The following is a 12,933-nucleotide window of genomic DNA, read 5'->3' as shown; positions in this document are numbered from 1 at the left end:
ATGAAAGCGATCTATTTTACCGGCCATGGCGAAGCAGGTATGGCCGATCTGCCGGAACCGGCATTGCAGCCGGGGTGCGCCCTGATCGACGTCAAGGCTTCGGGTCTTTGTCACACCGATATCGATGTTTTGCATGGCCGCTATGGGTCGAGTGCGTTTCCGCTGGTGCCGGGGCATGAATACACGGGCACTGTCGTGGCGGTGGCCGAAGACGTGACCAACGTGAAGGTTGGCGACCGCGTTGCGGTCGATCCGAATATTCCTTGCGGTCATTGCCGCGCCTGTCTCAAGGGCCTGACCAATCTCTGCTCCGATCTGAAAGCCTATGGCGTCACTCATAATGGCGGCTTCGCGGGCATGAGCCTCGTCAATGCAAGCCATCTCCATTCCATCGGCGATCTGCCTTATGACGTGGCAGCCCTTGCTGAACCGCTTGCTTGCGTGCTGAACGGACTTGGCGCAGCGGGCTTGACGACTGGCCCGTGCGGGACCGAAAATGCGCTGGTATTCGGGGCAGGACCCATCGGCCTGTTGCTGGCCCTGTCGCTGAAAGCGCAAGGTGTGTCCAAGGTCGCGGTCGCCGATATCAACGAACACCGGCTGGCCTTCGTCGAAAACCTCGGCCTTGAGCCGATTATGTCCGGTTCGCAAGCGCTGGACAAGCGCCAGCGTAGCTTCGACTTTGTCGCCGACGCTACCGGCATAGCCAAGGTGGTGGAAAGCATGGTCGGCTTCACCGCCAATGGTGGAACTGTTCTGGTGTTCGGCGTCTGCGCGCCTGACGCACGTATTTCGGTTGCGCCGTTCGAGATTTTCCGCCGCCAGATCCGGATTGCGGGTTCGCATTCCTTGAACCGGAACATTCCGCAGGCATTGGACATATTGAAACAGGACTTCTCAAACGGCGGCTTGATGGCGCGGCTTGTTTCCCACCGGCTCCCATTGGAGGAAATGCTGCCGTACTTCACCAAGCACGGTGGCGATCCAGCTACGATGAAAGTTCAGTTCGTACCCGATTGATTTAAGGAAATCGCCATGACCAAGCTCTCGCGCGCAACGCTCCAGAACTTCGACAAGGTGCATAAACCCGGCTACGATCCTTCGGGTTTGAAACCGGGCATCGTGCATTTTGGTGTCGGAAACTTTCACCGTGCCCATCAAGCTGTTTATCTGGATGATCTGTTTGGAACAGGTGAAGGGCACGATTGGGCGCTGGTCGGGGCCGGAGTGCGCGGCAGCGACGATGCCATGCGCGATACGCTCATGGCGCAAGACTGGCTTACCACAGTTGTCGAACAAGAAGCTGATTATGCGGGGGCAAGGATTACCGCTTCCATGGTCGATTATGTAACCCTATCGACAGAGGAGGGGCGAAATGCTTTGATGGTCTACCTTACATCACCTGATACTCGCATCGTTTCCATGACGATCACCGAAGGTGGTTATTACATCGATCCGGCAAGTCAGACCTTTGATCCTGCCCACCCCGATATTGTGGCGGATGCCGCCCGTCCAGATCAACCGAACACCGTCTTCGGTCTGATTGTGCAGGCGCTAAAATTGCGTAAGGCGGCTGGTGCGCAGCCTTTCACCGTGATGTCGTGTGATAACATTCCGGGCAATGGGCATGTGACCGAAGATGCTGTCGTCGGTCTCGCGAAACTGGACGATCCCGTCTTTGCCGATTGGATTTCAGCCCATGTTGCTTTTCCAAATTCCATGGTGGACCGCATTACGCCGGCCACCGGCGCGCGTGAACGCGAGCTTGCAGCGAAGGAGTTCGGGATCGAAGATGGCTGGCCAGTCTTCTGTGAAGGTTTCAAGCAATGGGTGGTGGAAGACAATTTTCCTGCTGGGCGTCCTGCGCTGGAGAAGGTTGGCGTCACGTTTACCGATCAGGTCGCCGCTTATGAATTGATGAAGATCCGTATTCTGAACGGCGGCCACGCGGCTATCGCCTATCCGGGCGGTTTGCTCGACATACATTTCGTGCATGAGGCCATGGAGCACCCGTTGATCCGGCGCTATCTGGAAAAGCTCACCACGGAAGAGATCATCCCTGAAGTGCCGCCGGTGCCTGATACCGATCTGGAGGCCTATCGGCTTCTCATTGACAAGCGCTTCGCCAATCCAAGTATCGGCGATACCATCCGCCGCCTGTGTCTGGACGGCTCCAACCGTCAGCCGAAATTTATTCTGCCAACCGCTTCTGACCGGGTGGCCAAAGGGAAGTCTGTGACAGGGCTGGCGCTCGTTTCCGCCTTCTGGTGCCGCTATTGCTATGGTACGACGGACAGCGGTGCTATTATCGAGCCTAACGATCCGTCATGGGATCGCCTGACCCGGCAGGCGGCTCTTGCGAAAAGCAATCCCTCTGCATGGCTTGCGATGGAAGATATCTTTGGCTCGCTTGCCTCGAACCCTGCCTATGTCACGGCATTTTCATCTGCGCTTCTGCGCATCTGGCAGGATGGAACTGTAAATACGCTGGAGCGCTATTTGGCAGGCGAGCCGCTATAGTCAAATTACAATGCGCCGGGATAGACCCTGACCGGTCGGTTGTCCTTGACCGACTCCATTACCACAAACGTAGATGTGCTTGCCACATTGGGCAAGCTCGAAATCTTTTCGCCCAGCACCTCGCGGTAACGCCGGATGTTGGGCGTTCTAACTTTCAGCAGATAGTCGAAAGAGCTTGCGATCATATGGCATTCTTCAACTTCGCGTATTTTGCGTACGGCGGTGTTGAACGCTTCAAGCGCGGCTTCGCGTGTGTCGGATAGTTTGACCGTCGTGAAGGCAATATGATCAAGACCGAGCTTCTCAGGATCAATGGCCGCACGAAAGCCGACGATATAGCCTTCGTCGACCAGTCGTTTCAGCCGTGCCTGGCACGGTGTCTTGGAAAGACCCACTTTTTTGGAGAGTTCCGTGACGGGAATGCGTCCGTCTTCGCTCAATACTTCCAGAATACGCCGATCGAACTGATCCAAATCGTCTACAGAATCTATCTTTCGCATCCTTGTTGCCTTCTTCAGGTCCAATAATAAGATCGGTAATCCTTCATATGAGGCAAATGAAGGCAGAATGCAATTTGGACAAATGATAGTGTGCGCCCACATAAAGCAGAGCTAAACTGGGCGAAGACGCTCGGGGCTGTTTTCATTTGCGAGCATTGGACCATGACCGATAAAATTCCCGCTCCCGCCAATCCGGTTTTTCAGAATTTTGCGCCGCCGATCCGCGAGCAAAGCGTGCTGAGGCAGGCGATTACTGCCGCTTATCGCCGCCCTGAAGCCGAATGCGTTTCCGCATTGGTCGCACAGGCTACCTTGCCGGCAGAAACGGCGCAGCAGGTCCGGGCCACCGCCCGCAAGCTGATCGAAGCGCTGCGCGCCAAGCACAAAGGCACCGGCGTCGAAGGCCTGGTACATGAATATTCGCTGTCGAGCCAGGAAGGCGTGGCACTTATGTGCCTCGCGGAAGCCTTGCTGCGTATTCCTGACATGGCGACGCGTGATGCGTTGATCCGCGACAAGATTTCGAACGGCGACTGGAAGTCTCATATTGGCGGTGGTCGTTCGCTATTCGTCAATGCTGCGACATGGGGACTTGTGGTCACCGGCAAGCTGACGAATACGGTCAATGATCGCGGCCTTTCGGCTGCGCTGACGCGCTTGATCGCCCGTTGCGGTGAACCTGTCATTCGTCGCGGCGTAGACATGGCGATGCGCATGATGGGCGAACAGTTCGTCACTGGCGAAACCATCGAAGAAGCATTGAAGCGCGCCAAGCCGCTAGAAGAGCGCGGCTTCCGTTACTCCTACGATATGCTGGGTGAAGCCGCGACGACTGCGGCCGACGCCGAGCGCTATTACAAGGATTACGAGACCGCAATCCACGCCATTGGCCGTGCTTCTGCCGGTCGCGGCATCTACGACGGCCCCGGTATTTCCATCAAGCTTTCGGCGCTGCATCCGCGTTATGTGCGCTCGCAGAGCGAGCGTGTCATGGGTGAATTGCTGCCCAAGGTGAAAGCGCTTGCGGCCATCGCCAAGTCTTACAATATCGGCCTCAACATCGACGCCGAAGAAGCCGACCGCCTGGAACTGTCGCTCGATCTTTTGCAGAGCCTGATCGAAGATCCGGATCTGGCCGATTGGGAAGGTATCGGTTTCGTAGTGCAGGCTTATGGCAAGCGCTGTCCGTTCGTACTCGACTTCATCATCGATCTGGCTCGCCAGAACAAGCGCCGCGTCATGGTGCGCCTGGTGAAAGGCGCCTATTGGGACGCCGAAATCAAGCGCGCGCAGGTGGACGGTCTGGAAGACTTCCCGGTTTATACCCGCAAGGTTCATACTGACGTTTCCTACATCGCCTGCGCCCGTAAATTGCTTGCTGCAACCGATGCCGTCTTCCCGCAATTTGCGACGCACAATGCGCAGACGCTTGCTACGATCTATCATCTGGCCGGCCCGGACTTCAAAACCGGCAAGTTCGAGTTCCAGTGCCTGCACGGCATGGGCGAACCGCTCTATGACGAGGTTGTGGGCGCTGCGAAACTTGGTCGCCCGGCTCGCATATATGCGCCGGTCGGCACACACGAAACGCTTCTGGCGTACCTTGTTCGTCGTCTTCTCGAAAACGGCGCGAACTCATCCTTCGTCAACCGCATTGGCGATGAAACTGTTTCCGTTGATGAGCTGATTGCCGATCCCGTGGATGTTGTTCGCTCGATGGCTGTCGTCGGCGCTCGCCACGATCAGATTTCCCTGCCGGAAAATCTTTATGGCGCTCGCAGGAATTCTGACGGTCTCGATTTGTCGAATGAGGTCACGCTCGCCGAACTCAGCAAAATTCTGAAGGACAGCGCCGACCGTGCATGGACATCGGAACCGCAGGTTGCTGGCGCAAAGGTCAAGGGTACCAGCCGCTCGGTCCTCAATCCCGGTGACAGGAGCGATATTGTGGGCACGGTGACAGAGATCGCCGAAGCAGACGTAGCCAAGGCCATGAAGGCTGCACAGAAGGCAACGGCAAGCTGGTCCGCAGTTTCGCCAGTCGAACGTGCCACTTGTCTTGAACGCGCAGCGGACATCATGCAGCGCGACATGCCGGTTCTGCTCGGTCTCATCATGCGCGAAGCCGGCAAATCCATGCCAAACGCAATTGCAGAAGTACGCGAAGCCATCGACTTCCTGCGCTATTATGCAGAGCAGACCCGTCGTACGCTTGGGGTGGGCCACAAGGCGCTCGGACCCATCGTTTGCATCAGCCCGTGGAATTTCCCTCTGGCAATCTTCACAGGCCAGATTGCGGCAGCGCTTGTAGCGGGCAATCCGGTGCTGGCGAAGCCCGCGGAAGAAACCCCGCTGATTGCAGCACAGGGCGTTCGTATCCTGCATGAAGCTGGCGTTCCAGCCGATGCGTTGCAGCTGCTGCCGGGGGATGGCCGCATTGGGGCAGCGCTGGTTGCGGCCGCAGAAACATGCGGCGTGATGTTTACCGGCTCTACCGAAGTGGCTCGCCTCATTCAGGCTCAGCTTGCCTCGCGTCTGTTGCCTAACGGCAAACCAATCCCGCTGATCGCCGAAACTGGCGGCCAGAACGCAATGATCGTGGATTCGTCTGCGCTTGCCGAGCAGGTCGTTTTCGACGTAATCGCATCGGCGTTCGACAGCGCCGGTCAGCGTTGTTCGGCGCTGCGCGTTCTCTGTCTTCAGGAAGATGTGGCAGACCGTATCTTGACCATGCTCAAGGGCGCGCTGAAGGAGCTTTCCATTGGTCGCACCGACAGGCTGAAGGTTGATATTGGCCCGGTCATTACCGAGGAAGCCAAGAATGTCATCGAAAAGCACATTCAGGGAATGCGCGATCTCGGTCGCAAGGTCGAGCAGCTTCCGCTCGGTCCTGAAACACAGAATGGAACTTTCGTTGCGCCGACAATAATCGAAATTAATTCGCTTCTCGATCTGAAGCGGGAAGTCTTTGGCCCGGTTCTACATGTCGTGCGTTATAAGCGCGATGACATGGAACGTCTGATCGATGATATCAACGCCACCGGTTATGGACTTACTTTCGGTCTGCATACCCGTCTTGACGAAACCATCGCCAATATTGCGGATCGTATCCGTGTCGGCAATGTCTACATCAATCGCAACGTTATCGGTGCTATTGTCGGCGTGCAGCCTTTCGGCGGGCGTGGCTTGTCCGGAACCGGCCCCAAGGCCGGAGGGCCGCTCTATCTTGGCCGTCTCCTAGAGACAGCGCCGATCCCACCGCGTCATAGTTCTGTTCACACCGATCCGGCGCTCAAGGATTTCGCCAAATGGCTTGGCCAGCGCGGCATGAACGATCTCGCGCAGGCGGCACGCGACATCGGAAGCGCTTCGGCGCTTGGTCTTGATCTCGAATTACCGGGCCCGGTGGGTGAACGTAATCTTTATGCGCTGCATCCGCGTGGAAATATTCTGCTGGTTCCACAGACGGAAACTGGTCTTTATCGCCAGATGACCGCCGCCCTCGCCACAGGCAATACTGTCTATATTGACGAGACTTCCGGCTTGCGGAATGTTCTGAAAGATATTCCGGCTTCTGTGGCAGCGCGTACGATCTGGACAAGTAACTGGGAATCCGATGCTCCCTTTGCGGGTGCGCTGGTTGAAGGGGACGCTGAGCACATCGTCGAAATAAACAAGAAGATTGCGACACTGCCTGGACCGCTGGTTTTGACGCAGGCAGCTTCTACGGCCGAATTGTCAAACAACCCGGATGCTTATTGCCTCAACTGGCTTCTGGAAGAGGTTTCGACGTCGATCAACACCACGGCAGCGGGCGGGAACGCGAGCCTGATGGCCATAGGCTGATCGCGTCTCTGTACGGCGTGCAATTTAAAAAGGCGGCTTTGGCCGCCTTTTTCTTTGGTCGGGAATAGCTTGCATGGCTGTGCAGGGATTATCAGAAACAGAACGATTGAATTATTTTTTATTATTTCAGAATAAAATTTACAAAGGCATTGACAGGTTTTCATAAAAGGCAAAGACTGTGCACACGCTTGCAAAGGCGTCGGCGTGGAGGCGCCGCAAAAGGGAGGACAACAATGCGTTCGGCATTTCTGGTTGCGGCGCTGGCCGCGGGCGTATCTTCATTTGCTTTTTCTGCGCAGGCTTCAGGCAATCTCAATCTTATTTGTTCGGCAGATGTGGTCATTTGTGAGCAGATGAAGAACATGTTCGAGAAGGACACCGGCATCAAGGTCAACATGGTGCGGCTTTCTTCCGGTGAAACCTATGCCAAGATACGGGCCGAAGCGCGCAATCCCAAGACAGATATCTGGTGGGCTGGTACGGGCGATCCGCATCTGCAGGCAGCTTCCGAAGGGTTGACGCTTGAATATAAGTCGCCAATGCTCGACCAACTGAACGATTGGGCTAAGAAGCAGGCTGAAAGCTCCGGCTTCCGTACCGTTGGCGTTTATGCCGGTGCGCTCGGTTGGGGGTACAACACCGATATTTTGGCCAAGAAAAATCTGAAAGATCCGAAATGCTGGGCCGATCTGCTTGACCCCTCCTATAAGGGCGAAATTCAGATGGCCAATCCGAACTCTTCTGGCACGGCTTATACGGCGCTGGCTACGCTGGTGCAGATCATGGGCGAAGACAAAGCCTATGATTACCTGAAGAAGCTCAATGAGAACGTATCGCAGTACACCAAGTCCGGATCGGCTCCGGTCAAGTCGGCGGCGCGAGGCGAAACCGGCATCGGCATCGTCTTCATGCACGATGCGGTGTCGATGACGGCAGAAGGCTTCCCCATCAAATCGGTCGCACCGTGTGAAGGCACAGGCTACGAAATTGGCTCTATGTCCATCATCAAGGGCGCCAAGAATCTCGAGAATGCCAAGAAGTGGTACGACTGGGCGCTCACCGCCGAAGTGCAGTCGCATATGAAGGATGCGAAGTCCTTCCAGCTACCGTCAAACAAGTCGGCGGAGGTTCCAAAGGAATCACCGCGCTTCGAGGACATCAAGCTCATCGATTATGACTTCAAGACCTATGGCGAACCGGCCAAGCGCAAGGAATTGCTAGAGCGCTGGGATAAGGAAATCGGCGCGCACGCCAACTGAATTTTCATTGGGTTGAAATCCGTGCGCCGCTCTTGTGGGGCGGCGCACCGGTTCCGAATGGCAGAGCAAGCTAGCGGCAGTCCTGAAATATGCTGGAGCTGGAGCCTGTAGTCATTCCTTGGAAATCCCCGATCTGGAGGGACGCGGACATCCATGAAACAGCATCATCGCAGACTGGATATCGTTCTCGCCGTTGCGCTTGCGGCATTTGTCCTATTGCCGTGGTATCGCATAGAAGATGGCTTTCTGAGCCTTGGCTGGTTGAACGGAATGTTTGGCGATGGTGCAACGGCACCCGGCCTTTGGCAGATGGTATTCTTCGGGCGCCCATGGCTTGGCGTTATCGCTGTGTTCATGCTGCTTTGTGCCGGCGCCCGTTTTCTATTGCCTGGTGAGCGTCGTAATGAAGTTCTGATCTGGACAAGCGCCCTCGGCGTAGGTTTCTTGGCGCTGCAAGGACTAGCTATTGGCTTTTCCGGCTGGAACTGGATCATCAGCGAAAATCTGTTCGGCGCGCTCGCCGACGGTCAGCCGGCCTTTGGCGCTGGCGCGATCCTTACTGGCTTCTGCTTTCTGCTGATTTTCTCGTTTGGCCTCGCGGAACGTGGTGTGATGAAGGGGGACGCTTTCGTCGTCTCTTCCATCACCCTGCTTGTCGCGCTGGTGGCTGTATTTGTCTTCTATCCTGTCATCAGCATGTTTGCTGGGTCGGTGCAGGATTTCGATGGCTCGTTCAAGCCTGAAGGGTTCATTGGCAATATTCAGGATTCCTCGATCTGGAGCCTGGCCTGTCTTGTCGGGGAAGGACGGTGTGGCGTTGCATGGCGCACATTGTGGCTGGCGCTGATGACGGCGACGGGGTCCACAGTGCTGGGCCTCGCCTTTGCACTGGTCACTACCCGCACCGCTTTCCCTTTCAAGAAAGGTCTTCGGCTTCTCACCATATTGCCTATCATTACGCCGCCCTTCGTAGTCGGTTTGGCGTTGACGCTGCTTTTCGGTCGCGCAGGCGTGGTAACTGAACAGATTTCCAATATATTCGGCGTTGAACCGGGACGGTGGCTCTATGGTCTCACCGGCATATGGATCGCACAGGTCCTCTCATTCACACCGATTTCTTTCCTCGTGCTTATCGGCGTTGTCGAAGGCGTGTCACCGTCGATGGAAGAGGCATCGCAAACCTTGCGTGCTAATCGCTGGCGCACGTTCCGCAGGGTTTCGTTGCCGCTGATGGCGCCGGGGCTCGCCAATGCATTTCTCATCGCTTTCATAGAAAGCATGGCGGATTTCGGCAATCCGATGGTGCTCGGAGGCAGCAATGGCGTGCTTTCGACAGAAATCTTCTTTGCTGTGGTGGGCGCGCAGAACGATCCGTCTCGTGCGGCAGTTCTCGCCATCGTGTTGCTCTGCTTTACATTGACCGCGTTTCTCATCCAGCGTGTCTGGCTTTCAGGCAAGAATTTCGCGACGGTGACCGGCAAGGGCGATTCCGGCATGCATGCCGGGTTGCCACGGGGGTTGAAGATCGGCGTTTATATCATTGTTATTCCGTGGATGATTTTCACTGTCGTTGTTTACGCGATGATCCTTATCGGCGGCTTCGTCCGGCAATGGGGACTCGACAATACATTGACTGTCGAGCACTACGCACGTGCCTTTTCGATTAATTGGACCGAGAACGGCGTTGCATGGACCGGCGTGGCTTGGAATTCGTTCTGGACGACGATGGAAATCTCGCTGATTTCAGCACCGCTGACTGCAGCTGTTGGCTTGCTGACGGCCTATCTGATCGTTCGCCAGCGTTTCGTCGGACGGAACATCTTCGAATTCGCCCTGATGTTGAGCTTCGCCATTCCCGGAACGGTTATCGGCGTCAGCTACATCATGGCTTTCAATCTGCCTCCGCTTGAAATGACCGGCACAGCGCTGATCCTGATTGCATGTTTCGTATTCCGCAATATGCCTGTCGGCGTTCGCGGCGGTATCGCAGCCATGAGCCAGCTCGACAAGAGCCTCGATGAAGCCTCCCTGACGCTCCGGGCAAACAGCTTCCGCACCATCCGCAAGGTCATTCTGCCGCTGCTGCGTCCAGCGATTACGGCAGCATTGGTTTATTCCTTCGTGCGTGCCATCACCTCCATCAGCGCGGTCATCTTCCTTGTCTCAGCGCAGTACAATATGGCGACATCCTACATTGTCGGCCTGGTCGAAAACGGTGAATTCGGTGTGGCCATTGCGTATTCATCAATGCTGATCGTGGTCATGATCGTCGTGATCACAGGTTTCCAGCTTCTCGTGGGTGAACGCAAGCTGAGACGCGAAAACCGTGTCGCTGCTGTCACTACCATCAAAACCGTTCGTCAGGAGAAAGCCGCATGACTGCGATCCGTCCCGGCTCCGTTACATTTGAGAACGTCACCAAGAAATTCGGGAACTTTACCGCATTGCCCGACCTGTCTTTGACCGTCGAACCGGGAACTCTGGTTACGCTGCTCGGACCGTCCGGTTGCGGCAAGACGACGACATTGCGATTGCTGGCCGGGCTCGAACATCCCACGTCAGGCCGTATTCTGATCGGTGGCAAGGACGTGACCAATCTGCCAGCCAATGAGCGTGACGTATCGATGGTCTTCCAGTCCTATGCGCTGTTTCCGCACATGAGTTCGCTCGACAATGTAGCCTACGGCCTGGAATCCTCAGGTTTCAAGAAGGCCGAAGCGCGCGAACGTGCGGAAGAGGGGCTGAAGCTCGTCGGTCTTGCAGGAATGGGGTATCGCCTTCCGGCAGAGCTGTCGGGTGGCCAGCAACAGCGTGTTGCGGTGGCCCGTGCTCTGGTGCTGGAACCGCAAGTTCTGCTTCTGGATGAACCGCTTTCGAACCTCGACGCCCGCCTGCGCCGCCGTGTGCGCACCGAAATTCGGGAGCTTCAGCAGCGGCTCGGTTTTACTGCCGTCTATGTCACACATGATCAGGACGAGGCGCTGGCCGTCTCCGACACAATCATTGTCATGAAGGAGGGCAATATCGCACAGAAAGGAAGCCCGCGTGACCTTTATGAAACGCCAGCCTCCGCCTTCATCGCGGATTTCATGGGAGAGGCGAATGTTGTTCCATGTGAGGTGATGACAGCGGATGGCACCGAGGCCGTCATTCGTGTGGGCAGCCTGACCCACCGGGTAGCAGCACGCAATGCCCGACCGGGTCCGGCGCAGCTTGCTATCCGTCCCAATGCAGTGACCTTGCATCCAAAGGCAGGTGGTGGCTTCCCCGGGCGGGTCGCACACTCGGCGTATCTCGGCGATCATATCGAATATGAAATCGAGACCGAACACGGCAAGCTCTTCATTGTCGATCCGGCGGTTGAAGAGGCTCTGCCGCCACAAACCGATATCTCTATCGAGTTCAAAACGCGCGGGCTTGCTATCATCAATCAATAGGCGCAGAAACGTCGCGCCTTTCTTTATCTCTCATCGGAAAATCATCATGACGTCCCATCCCCGACAGGAATTAGAAGCGCGGCTGGCGCTTGCCGAAAAGATCGCGCGCGAGGCGGGCGCTAAGGCTCTCGACTATTTCAAGCGGCGCGAAACACTGGTTATCGAAACCAAGCGCGACCCGCAGGATGTGGTATCGATTGCTGACAGGAACGTCGAAAAGCTCATTCGCACCCGTGTGTCGGAAATCTTTCCGCAAGATGGCTTTCTGGGGGAGGAATACGGGCTGAATGACGGCATTTCGGGCTACACCTGGGTCGTGGATCCTATCGACGGCACCAGTCCTTTCGTCAACGGCATGCCAAACTGGTGCGTTTCCATTGCCGTTCTTAAAGACGGAGAGCCTGTCATTGGCGTAATCCAGGCTCCTTGCTTTGACGAGCTTTATGCCTCTGCCAAAGGTCTCGGCGCGACGCTTGACGGCAAGAAACTGGTTCTGGACCCGAGCCGCACAATCCGTAACTCGGTGACGGGTATCGGTGCCAATAACTATGTGACGCCACAACTCGTGGCGAAAATCGTGGAAGACCTGCTTGAGGCTGGTGGCACGTTCATTCGCAACGGCTCAGGTGCTCTGATGATAGCCTATGTCGCGGCCGGCAGGCTGGTTGGCTATTACGAGCCGTATATGCATGCCTGGGATTGCATGGCTGGGTTTTGCCTCGTGCGTGAGGCAGGCGGTTATGCACATCCTTTCCCTGTTGACGGAGACAATCTCACCAAAGGCAACAAGGTTTTCGTAGCAGCGCCCGGTGCGATCGATGATCTCAAGAAGGTTGCCGGTCTCTGACTGATAGTCCCGACGTTTCGGGGGTTATTCCCAGCCATACTCTGAATAGGGTTCATTGTCGGCGACGCAGAGAAGCGCCTGCCGTACATAGGGAATGGTATTTTCTGGAAGACTGTCCAGATTTCTCCATTGCAGGTCGGCATGCTTGTCCGGCTCGCATATGGTAGGCGTGCCGGTCCATTCTTCTGCGCGGAAGAAATGACCAAGCCATTGGTTGCCAGCCGTCAGACTATGCAACGTGTGGACCGGTTTCAGGGCCTCGGGGGCTATGACAACGCCGGTCTCTTCAAAGGCTTCCCGGGTGGCTGCGCTGCGGATCGTTTCGCCTGAATCCAGCCCTCCTGCGGGAATACTGAAGCAACCGTCCATCCAGCCGGTCGCTTTCCGCTGCAACATGCAAATCTCCGGTCCACGTGCCAGAATGACAAAAACTGCGGACGAAAGCTGAAACCGCACACGCTCGTTCAATAGGCTCTCCCCAAAACAAATCAGCAAGTCTTCTGTTGACCTGCCGATAGCTTACA

9 protein-coding genes are annotated in these 12,933 nt (G+C 56.2%); 7 read left to right on the top strand and 2 right to left on the bottom strand.

What is annotated here, in order from left to right; genetic code table 11:
• A complete protein-coding gene (locus J9800_RS02990; protein ID WP_114214760.1) occupies positions 1-1,020 on the top strand; it encodes a zinc-dependent alcohol dehydrogenase family protein in 1,020 nt (339 codons plus the stop codon).
• Between the two features lie 15 nt (positions 1,021-1,035).
• A complete protein-coding gene (locus J9800_RS02985) occupies positions 1,036-2,520 on the top strand; it encodes a mannitol dehydrogenase family protein (RefSeq protein ID WP_114214761.1) in 1,485 nt (494 codons plus the stop codon).
• Positions 2,521-2,525: 5 nt separating this feature from the next.
• On the opposite strand, the gene J9800_RS02980 is transcribed toward J9800_RS02985, so the two are convergent.
• Positions 2,526-3,020 carry an Lrp/AsnC family transcriptional regulator gene (locus tag J9800_RS02980; protein ID WP_010659033.1) on the bottom strand — a complete coding sequence of 165 codons (495 nt, stop codon included), beginning with the start codon at positions 3,018-3,020 and terminating at the stop codon, positions 2,526-2,528.
• 162 nt (positions 3,021-3,182) lie between these two features.
• Here J9800_RS02980 and putA point away from each other — a divergent pair, with 162 nt between their 5' ends.
• The 5 genes from putA (at position 3,183) to J9800_RS02955 (ending at position 12,409) form a co-directional block, all read left to right on the top strand.
• Positions 3,183-6,866, top strand: a complete 3,684-nt coding sequence (gene putA, locus J9800_RS02975) for a trifunctional transcriptional regulator/proline dehydrogenase/L-glutamate gamma-semialdehyde dehydrogenase (protein WP_210845439.1) — start codon at positions 3,183-3,185, stop codon at positions 6,864-6,866.
• A gap of 233 nt (positions 6,867-7,099) precedes the next feature.
• Positions 7,100-8,125, top strand: a complete 1,026-nt coding sequence (locus tag J9800_RS02970; protein WP_112587317.1) for an ABC transporter substrate-binding protein — start codon at positions 7,100-7,102, stop codon at positions 8,123-8,125.
• 153 nt (positions 8,126-8,278) lie between these two features.
• On the top strand, positions 8,279-10,504 hold the full coding sequence (locus tag J9800_RS02965; protein WP_114214763.1) for an ABC transporter permease: 2,226 nt from the start codon (positions 8,279-8,281) through the stop codon (positions 10,502-10,504).
• Positions 10,501-11,562 carry an ABC transporter ATP-binding protein gene (locus tag J9800_RS02960; protein WP_112587321.1) on the top strand — a complete coding sequence of 354 codons (1,062 nt, stop codon included), beginning with the start codon at positions 10,501-10,503 and terminating at the stop codon, positions 11,560-11,562. The genes J9800_RS02965 and J9800_RS02960 overlap by 4 nt, the downstream gene beginning before the upstream one ends.
• A 46-nt stretch (positions 11,563-11,608) precedes the next feature.
• Positions 11,609-12,409 (top strand): inositol monophosphatase family protein, encoded by an 801-nt coding sequence (locus J9800_RS02955; RefSeq protein ID WP_114214764.1) that lies wholly within the window; start codon positions 11,609-11,611, stop codon positions 12,407-12,409.
• Between the two features lie 24 nt (positions 12,410-12,433).
• On the opposite strand, the gene J9800_RS02950 is transcribed toward J9800_RS02955, so the two are convergent.
• A complete protein-coding gene (locus J9800_RS02950) occupies positions 12,434-12,865 on the bottom strand; it encodes an NUDIX hydrolase (RefSeq protein ID WP_286167444.1) in 432 nt (143 codons plus the stop codon).
• Positions 12,866-12,933: the final 68 nt, after the last annotated feature.

The sequence above is a fragment of the Ochrobactrum sp. AP1BH01-1 genome, assembly GCF_018066705.1.
Taxonomy (GTDB): domain Bacteria; phylum Pseudomonadota; class Alphaproteobacteria; order Rhizobiales; family Rhizobiaceae; genus Brucella.
This window is presented reverse-complemented; position numbering and strand designations above follow the sequence as displayed.

What these genes read in the sequence shown, in the direction of transcription:
- J9800_RS02990 (WP_114214760.1), top strand. Translation starts at nt 1, where the DNA reads ATGAAAGCGATCTATTTTACCGGCCATGGCGAAGCAGGTATGGCCGAT.
- J9800_RS02985 (WP_114214761.1), top strand. Translation starts at nt 1,036, where the DNA reads ATGACCAAGCTCTCGCGCGCAACGCTCCAGAACTTCGACAAGGTGCAT.
- J9800_RS02980 (WP_010659033.1), bottom strand. Translation starts at nt 3,020, where the DNA reads ATGCGAAAGATAGATTCTGTAGACGATTTGGATCAGTTCGATCGGCGT.
- putA (WP_210845439.1), top strand. Translation starts at nt 3,183, where the DNA reads ATGACCGATAAAATTCCCGCTCCCGCCAATCCGGTTTTTCAGAATTTT.
- J9800_RS02970 (WP_112587317.1), top strand. Translation starts at nt 7,100, where the DNA reads ATGCGTTCGGCATTTCTGGTTGCGGCGCTGGCCGCGGGCGTATCTTCA.
- J9800_RS02965 (WP_114214763.1), top strand. Translation starts at nt 8,279, where the DNA reads ATGAAACAGCATCATCGCAGACTGGATATCGTTCTCGCCGTTGCGCTT.
- J9800_RS02960 (WP_112587321.1), top strand. Translation starts at nt 10,501, where the DNA reads ATGACTGCGATCCGTCCCGGCTCCGTTACATTTGAGAACGTCACCAAG.
- J9800_RS02955 (WP_114214764.1), top strand. Translation starts at nt 11,609, where the DNA reads ATGACGTCCCATCCCCGACAGGAATTAGAAGCGCGGCTGGCGCTTGCC.